The 7916-nt window shown below is 70.9% G+C and carries 8 protein-coding genes; 5 read left to right on the top strand and 3 right to left on the bottom strand.

What is annotated here, in order from left to right; translation table 11 throughout:
- Positions 1-160: 160 nt before the first annotated feature.
- Complete coding sequence (locus tag ABZ877_RS15995; RefSeq protein ID WP_361070475.1) at positions 161-934, bottom strand: SDR family oxidoreductase; 774 nt, start codon at positions 932-934, stop codon at positions 161-163.
- A 62-nt stretch (positions 935-996) separates the two neighbouring features.
- Positions 997-1674: an MOSC domain-containing protein gene (locus ABZ877_RS15990; RefSeq protein ID WP_361070472.1), complete on the bottom strand. Its 678-nt coding sequence runs from the start codon at positions 1672-1674 to the stop codon at positions 997-999.
- An 82-nt stretch (positions 1675-1756) separates the two neighbouring features.
- On the opposite strand from ABZ877_RS15990, the gene ABZ877_RS15985 reads away from it, so the two are divergent.
- A complete protein-coding gene (locus ABZ877_RS15985; protein ID WP_361070469.1) occupies positions 1757-2653 on the top strand; it encodes a LysR family transcriptional regulator in 897 nt (298 codons plus the stop codon).
- A 69-nt stretch (positions 2654-2722) separates the two neighbouring features.
- Here ABZ877_RS15985 and ABZ877_RS15980 read toward each other — a convergent pair whose 3' ends face one another.
- Positions 2723-3064, bottom strand: a complete 342-nt coding sequence (locus ABZ877_RS15980) for a WhiB family transcriptional regulator (protein WP_361070466.1) — start codon at positions 3062-3064, stop codon at positions 2723-2725.
- Between the two features lie 409 nt (positions 3065-3473).
- Here ABZ877_RS15980 and ABZ877_RS15975 point away from each other — a divergent pair, with 409 nt between their 5' ends.
- The 4 genes from ABZ877_RS15975 to ABZ877_RS15960 all read left to right on the top strand — a co-directional run bounded on the left by ABZ877_RS15975 (position 3474) and on the right by ABZ877_RS15960 (position 7818).
- Entirely contained in the window at positions 3474-4085 is a 612-nt protein-coding gene (locus tag ABZ877_RS15975) for a response regulator transcription factor (RefSeq protein ID WP_003948568.1), read from the top strand.
- A 283-nt stretch (positions 4086-4368) separates the two neighbouring features.
- Positions 4369-4956 (top strand): sigma-70 family RNA polymerase sigma factor, encoded by a 588-nt coding sequence (locus tag ABZ877_RS15970; RefSeq protein ID WP_361070464.1) that lies wholly within the window; start codon positions 4369-4371, stop codon positions 4954-4956.
- A 129-nt stretch (positions 4957-5085) separates the two neighbouring features.
- A complete protein-coding gene (guaB, locus tag ABZ877_RS15965; protein WP_361070461.1) occupies positions 5086-6588 on the top strand; it encodes an IMP dehydrogenase in 1503 nt (500 codons plus the stop codon).
- 105 nt (positions 6589-6693) lie between these two features.
- The gene (locus ABZ877_RS15960) at positions 6694-7818 is read left to right on the top strand and encodes a GuaB3 family IMP dehydrogenase-related protein (protein ID WP_361070458.1); all 1125 of its coding nucleotides are present in this window, start codon (positions 6694-6696) and stop codon (positions 7816-7818) included.
- Positions 7819-7916: the final 98 nt, after the last annotated feature.

Here is a 7916-nt window from a genome sequence, read left to right as displayed (position 1 = left end):
CACGCGCCAATTGGCGTACTGGGCGACGGCCGCGGCCCCGCGCCCCTGAGATGCGCACTGCGTGCGCCATCTCAGCACTATGGGGCTGCGGCGAAGCCGCATGCTCCAGGGGCGCGGGGAACTGCGCGACCAGCCCCCACCGGCCCGCGCACGAGGACGGCTACTGCGGCCCGTACTTGCGCCCCGTCCGCGACGTGACCCCGCCCAGCAGGCCGCGCGGCGTCACCTTCACCAGACCCATCAGCGCCTTGTAGCGGGGGTCCGGGATCGACAGGGACTTGTTGCGGGCGAGGTCCGACAAGGCCGCTGCCACCAGCTTGTCCGCGTCGAGCCACATCCAGTTCGGGATGTTGTCCGTGCCCATGCCGGCCCGCTGGTGGAACTCCGTGCGGACGAAGCCGGGGCAGAGCGCCATCAGGCGGACGCCCGTACCGGCCAGGTCCTTGGCCACGCCCTGCGTGAACTGCACGACCCACGCCTTCGACGCCCCGTACGTGCCGCGCGGCACGAACGCCGCGACCGACGCCACGTTGATCACGCCGCCCCGGCCGCGCTCTCGCATGGCTCCGGTCGCCGCCGAGGTGAGCCGCAGGACGGCCTCGCAGTGCACCTTCAGCATCGTCAGCTCGTCGGCCATGGGCACGTCGAGGAAGCGGCCCTTGTTGCCGAAACCGGCGTTGTTGACCAGCAGGTCGACCGCGGCCCTCGGGTCGGAGAGGCGCTGCTCGACCGCCGTGATGCCGTCGTCCGTGGCGAGGTCGGCGGTGAGCACCTCGGCCTCGATGCCGTGCCGGTCGTGGAGTTCCGTCGCCTGCTCCTGGAGCCGCTTCGTGTCCCGCGCGACGAGCACCAGGTTGTGTCCGTCCGCGGCGAGGCGCCGGGCGAAGGCGGCGCCGATGCCCGCGGTGGATCCCGTGATCAGTGCCGTAGTCATGGAGCAAGGTTAGTGAGGGGCGCGCGGTGCCCGTGATCACCGGGCAGATCCACCCGCACCCTTCACGCCATCCGCGCCCCGTACTTCTCCACGTACGTACGCGCCGTCCGCTCCACCTCACCGTGCAGCGCGTCCCCGGCCGCGAGGACCCGCGGCAGCAGCTCCCGCTCCGTCATCAGCGCGCGGAACTCGAAGGCCACCGTCACCTCGTGCGCGGGGCGGTGCACTATCTCGATCGGGTCGCCCGCGCGGATCTCGCCCGGTTCGATCACCCGCAGGTAAGCGCCCGGCCGCTGCCGCTGGGTGAACCGCTTGACCCAGCCCTTCTCGCCCAGGTGTCCCTGGAAGGTCTTGCACGGGATACGGCTGGCGCTGACCTCCAGGAGCAGGTCGGGGCCGATCCGCCAGCGTTCGCCGATCTTCGCCCCGCTCACGTCGACGCCCTCGGTGGTGAGGTTCTCGCCGAAGGAGCCGTTGGGGAGTGTGCGGCCGAGCGTGCGCTCCCACTCGTCCAGGTCCTCACGGGCGAACGCGTACACCGCCTGGTCGTTCCCGCCGTGGTGGCGGGTGTCGCAGACGGCGTCCCCCGCGACGCCGCTCGCGCCGGTCCCCTTCTGTCCCGGCGCGCTGACCCGGACCGGGCCCTCGACCGGCTGCTTGTCTATGCCGGTCACGCCGTCCGGCTGGTCGGTGTAGTCGACGGCCTTGGGCCGGCCCAGGTTCAGCGACAGAAGCTTCATGGCATCGCACCGTACGGGACCCGTCATCAAAGGCGCCACGCATTATTCGGCGCCTGCTCCAAGCAGGGCTTATGCTTGAACCATGATCGAGGCCCGGCATCTCCGCGTCCTGCGCGCCGTCGCCGCCACCGGATCCTTCTCGGCGGCGGCCCGCGAGCTGGGCTGCACGCAGCCCGCCGTCAGCCAGCAGATGAAGGCCCTTGAGGCGTCGGCGGGTACGCCGCTGCTGATCCGTACCGGGCGCGAGATGCGGCTGACGCAGGCGGGGGAGGCGCTGGTGCGGCACGCGGCGGGAATTCTCGCCGGGCTCACCGCCGCCGAGGAGGAGATCGCCGCGATCGCGGGCCTGCGCGCGGGCCGCGTCCGGCTCGTCTCCTTCCCCAGCGGCAGTTCGACCCTGGTCCCGACGGCCCTCGCCGCTCTGCGCGCCGAACACCCCGGCACCCGCGTCTCCCTGGTGGAGGCCGAGCCCCCGCGCTCGGTGGAGATGCTGCGGGAGGGCGATTGCGATGTGGCGCTCGCCTTTCGGTACGAAGGCGCCCACCCCGCCGAGGAGTGGGACGACCTCGTGGTGCGGCCGCTGCTCGCCGACCGGCTCGTCGGGCTCGTCGCCGAGGGGCATCCGCTGGCCGGGGCGGGCTCGGTGACCATCGACGCGTTCGCCGACGACCCGTGGATCGCTGGCTGCCCGCGCTGCCGCCGCCAGCTCGTCGAGGTGTGCCGGGGCGCCGGGTTCGCCCCGCGCATCGACTTCGCGACGGACGACTACCCGGCGGTGGTCGGACTGGTCGGCGCGGGGCTCGGAGTTGCCGTCCTTCCCGAACTGGCCATCGAATCCGTTCGGCCCAAGGGTGCACGCACAGTGACGGTGGAGCCGCCCGTGCGGCGCGAGATCGTGGCCCTCACGCTGCCCGATCTGGCGCAGGTTCCGGCGGTCGCCGCGACCCTCGACCACCTGGCGATGGCCGCCGCTCGCTGAAACCCGGGCCCGTGCGGGCGTCCGTACAGACGACCGCGGCCGCGCACGGGCGTGCGCAGAAACGTTCCTTCAGTGGTCCGGGCCTGCGGTCGCGGGTCCGCCGCCGCCCGGTGCCGACGCCGTGACGAGCCGGTTGCGGGCCCGCCCCATCAGCTCTTCGCGCTCGTCCTCGGTGAGCCCGCCCCACACGCCGTACGGCTCCCGCACCTGGAGCGCGTGAGCTGCGCACTCCGCGCGCACCGGGCACCTCATGCAGACCTCTTTCGCCGAGTTCTCGCGCGCGCTGCGCGCCGCTCCTCGCTCGCCCTCCGGGTGGAAGAAGAGCGAGCTGTCGACCCCGCGGCAGGCCGCGAGGAGCTGCCAGTCCCACAGATCAGCGTTCGGTCCGGGAAGGCGGGAGAAATCTGCCATTGCGTTGTCCCCTTGTAGCCGGTTGTGGCCGGTTCGATCCGGTTGTGGCGCGGTTACGGTGCCTGACCGTACATCTACTATCTAAGGAGATGAAAATATGACTCATTGCGAATCTAGCTACAGACACCAGCAAAAGGAAAGAAAAGCCGCTAAATGGGGCATAGCTTGTGATGAAACCTTGAGGGTCCGTTGCGGCACCTCCACTGTGTCCGGCCCCTCACGTAGAGTGCCGAACGAGACCGGCCGACCCGTAACTCTTTCGAGTGACCGTCGTTGGTAGTGCGGAGGCGGTTGAAAGAACAAGCGCTCGGGCATCTGTCCGGTGGTTTGCGAGTGTCGACCGCACAGGTGACGATTCGTACAAAGCCTGGAGGCTCAAGGTGACGCGCATCAGCTGCGGAGGACGGCCATGACATCCGTCCTCGTCTGCGACGACTCCCCGCTCGCCCGAGAAGCGCTCCGCCGCGCGGTAGCGACCGTGCCCGGCGTCGAGCGCGTGACGACCGCGGCCAACGGGGAGGAAGTCCTCCGCCGCTGGGGCGCCGACCGCTCGGACCTGATTCTGATGGACGTACGCATGCCCGGCCTGGGCGGCGTCGAGACCGTCCGGCGGCTGCTCTCCGCCGACCCTGGTGCGCGCATCATCATGCTCACCGTGGCCGAGGACCTGGACGGGGTGGCGCTCGCCGTCGCCGCCGGCGCCCGCGGCTATCTGCACAAGGACGCCTCGCGCGCCGAACTGCGGGCCACCGTGACGCAGGCGCTCGCCGACCCCACGTGGCGGCTCGCTCCGCGCAGACTGCGCTCGGCCGAGATGGGTGCCGCGCCCACCCTCACCGCGCGCGAGATCCAGGTGCTCGAAGGCATGAGCCACGGGCGGTCCAACGCGGAGATCGGGCGCGAGCTCTTCCTCTCCGAGGACACCGTGAAGACGCACGCGCGGCGTTTGTTCAAGAAGCTCGGGGCTTCCGACCGGGCCCACGCTGTGGCGCTCGGCTTTCGATGGGGCCTGGTGCGATAGCGCCGTTGGGGTGCGGTGGCCGGTCCGCCTGCGGGTTCGTCGTGGCTGAGCGCGCCGTTCCCCGCGCCCCTTACGGGGCCGCGGTGAACGCCGCTCCCGCGTTTCGCGCGTGATGCCGCATCCTTGAGGTGTGGAGTTCCTCGGGGACGGCGATTCGGGCGAGCAGGGTCAGCGAGAGGGGAGGGCGCAGGAGATGAGTTCCGGCGCACCTGCTCATAACGCTTCGGTGCACAACCAAGGCCGCGATGTCACGGACCGCGCTTCGGCAAGGCACCATGGTCCGATGCGCGACGACGAGGCAGCGGCCCCGCAGGGGGTCATCGGTACGCTCGTCCGCCGCGCCGTCGACGGTGACGAGCAGGCCACGCACGATCTGCTCGCACACGTCCATCCTCTGGCGATCCGCTACTGCCGCACCCGCCTCTCCCGGCTCCCGGGGGACGCGCGGCACTTCGTGGAGGACCTCGCCCAGGAGGTCTGTGTCGCGGTGCTGCTCGCGCTGCCGCGCTACAAGGACACCGGGCGCCCCTTCGAGGCGTTCGTCTTCGCCATCGCCGCGCACAAGGTCGCCGACCTTCAGCGCGCGGCCATGCGCGGCCCCGGTTCGACGGCAGTGCCGTCCGACGAGATGCCGGAGCGGCCCGACGACTCGCTCGGCCCGGAGGAGCGGGCGCTGCTCAGCAGCGACGCCGCCTGGGCGAAGAAGCTCCTCGCCAACCTCCCGGACAATCAGCGGGAGCTGCTGCTGCTGCGGATCGCCGTCGGGCTGACCGCCGAGGAGACGGGGCAGATGTTGGGCATGTCACCCGGGGCCGTGCGCGTCGCACAGCACCGGGCGCTCAGCCGCCTGCGGGCCCTGGCCGAGCAGTAGCACACAGCCCTTCCCGCCGTACGTGGGAACGTACAAAGAAGGCCGATGATCTTGCTCGTGGAATGAGACACCCCTTGTTCCCGTTAGCATGGACATCCGCACCGATCAAGGCCATTTGGGGAAGGTGTCATGACTGCAAACGTCGACGGAGTGCCCGAGAAATTCGCGACACTCGGGCTGACCTACGACGACGTGCTGCTGCTGCCGGGCGCGTCGGAAGTGCTGCCGAACGCGGTCGACACCTCGTCCCGCATCTCGAAGAACGTCCGGGTGAACATCCCGCTGCTCTCCGCGGCGATGGACAAGGTCACCGAGGCGCGCATGGCGATCGCGATGGCCCGCCAGGGCGGCGTCGGCGTGCTGCACCGCAACCTGTCGATCGAGGACCAGGTCAACCAGGTCGACCTGGTGAAGCGGTCCGAGTCCGGCATGGTCACCGACCCGATCACCGTGCACCCCGACGCCACGCTCGGCGAGGCGGACGCGCTGTGCGCGAAGTTCCGGATCAGCGGCGTCCCGGTGACCGACGCGGCGGGCAAGCTGCTCGGCATCGTCACCAACCGCGACATGGCCTTCGAGTCCGACCGCGGCCGTCAGGTCCGCGAGGTCATGACGCCGATGCCGCTCGTCACCGGCAAGGTCGGCATAAGCGGTGTCGACGCGATGGAGCTGCTGCGCCGCCACAAGATCGAGAAGCTGCCGCTCGTCGACGACGCGGGTGTCCTCAAGGGCCTCATCACCGTCAAGGACTTCAAGAAGGCCGAGCAGTACCCGAACGCGGCGAAGGACGCCGAGGGCCGTCTGCTCGTCGGCGCCGCCGTGGGCGCGAGCCCCGAGGCGCTTGAGCGCGCCCAGGCGCTGGCCGGTGCCGGGGTCGACTTCCTCATCGTCGACACCTCGCACGGCCACAACAGCAACGCGCTGAGCTGGATGTCGAAGATCAAGTCCAGCGTCTCCGTCGACGTCATCGGCGGCAACGTCGCCACGCGCGACGGCGCTCAGGCGCTCATCGACGCCGGTGTCGACGGCGTCAAGGTCGGCGTGGGACCGGGCTCGATCTGCACCACCCGCGTGGTCGCCGGCATCGGCGTCCCGCAGGTCACGGCGATCTACGAGGCGGCGGTCGCCGCCCGCGCGGCCGGTGTCCCGGTCATCGGCGACGGCGGTCTGCAGTACTCCGGCGACATCGGCAAGGCGCTCGCCGCCGGTGCCGACTCGGTGATGCTCGGCTCGCTGCTCGCGGGCTGCGAGGAGTCCCCGGGCGAGCTGCAGTTCATCAACGGCAAGCAGTTCAAGTCCTACCGCGGCATGGGCTCGCTCGGCGCCATGCAGTCCCGCGGCCAGGGCCGCTCCTACTCCAAGGACCGGTACTTCCAGGCCGAGGTCGCCTCCGACGACAAGCTCGTGCCCGAGGGCATCGAGGGCCAGGTGCCCTACCGCGGCCCGCTCGCCAACGTGCTGCACCAGCTCGTCGGCGGCCTGCGCCAGACCATGGGCTACGTCGGCGCGGCCACCATCGACGAGATGGAGAGCAAGGGCCGCTTCGTCCGCATCACGTCCGCGGGCCTCAAGGAGAGCCACCCGCACGACATCCAGATGACGGTCGAGGCGCCGAACTACAGCCGCAAGTAACAGCCGCGCACGAGTGAGGGGCGGTCCCGCATTGCCGGGGCCGCCCCTCACCCGTGTGTCGGGGATACTGGAACACGCAGACCAAGAGGGAAAGGCCCACATCACGTGACTGAGATCGAGATCGGGCGCGGCAAGCGCGGCCGCCGCGCGTACGCCTTCGACGACATCGCCGTCGTACCGAGCCGGCGCACCCGCGACCCGAAGGAGGTCTCGATCGCCTGGCAGATCGACGCCTACCGCTTCGAGCTGCCGTTCCTGGCCGCCCCCATGGACTCCGTCGTCTCGCCGCAGACCGCGATCCGCATCGGCGAGCTGGGCGGCCTCGGCGTCCTCAACCTCGAAGGTCTGTGGACCCGGTACGAGGACCCCGAGCCGCTGCTCGACGAGATCCGCGAGCTGGACGCCGAGACCGCGACCCGCCGCCTCCAGGAGATCTACGCCGCCCCGATCCAGGCCGACCTGATCGGGCAGCGCATCAAGGAGGTCCGCGACTCCGGCGTCGTCACCGCCGCCGCGCTCTCCCCGCAGCGCACCGCCGAGTTCTCCAAGGCGGTCGTGGACGCGGGCGTCGACATCTTCGTCATCCGCGGCACCACCGTCTCCGCCGAGCACGTCTCCGGCGCCGCCGAGCCGCTCAACCTCAAGCAGTTCATCTACGAGCTGGACGTGCCGGTGATCGTCGGCGGCTGCGCCACGTACACCGCCGCCCTGCACCTCATGCGGACCGGCGCCGCGGGCGTCCTCGTCGGCTTCGGCGGCGGCGCCGCGCACACCACGCGCAACGTGCTGGGCATCCAGGTCCCGATGGCCACCGCCGTCGCCGACGTCGCCGCCGCGCGCCGCGACTACATGGACGAGTCCGGCGGCCGGTACGTGCACGTCATCGCCGACGGCGGCGTGGGCTGGTCCGGCGACCTGCCCAAGGCCATCGCCTGCGGCGCCGACGCCGTCATGATGGGCTCCCCGCTGGCCCGCGCCACCGACGCGCCCGGCCGCGGCCACCACTGGGGCATGGAGGCCGTCCACGAGGACGTGCCGCGCGGCAAGAAGGTCGACCTCGGCACCGTCGGCACCACGGAGGAGGTCCTGACCGGGCCCTCGTCCACGCCGGACGGCTCGATGAACATCTTCGGCGCGCTCAAGCGGGCCATGGCGACGACCGGGTACAGCGAGCTCAAGGAGTTCCAGCGGGTCGAGGTGACGGTGGCTGATTCCCAGCACCGGCGCTGACGCTGTGTCGTAGCAGGACGTGAGTGGGGCCCCGCCGGATCGGCGGGGCGCCCCACCGGTGTGGTTGTGGGGGGAGACGGCGCGCCCCGGGGGGGGGC

Source organism: Streptomyces sp. NPDC046939, assembly GCF_040644575.1.
In the GTDB taxonomy this organism is placed as follows: Bacteria; Actinomycetota; Actinomycetes; order Streptomycetales; family Streptomycetaceae; genus Streptomyces.
This window is presented reverse-complemented; position numbering and strand designations above follow the sequence as displayed.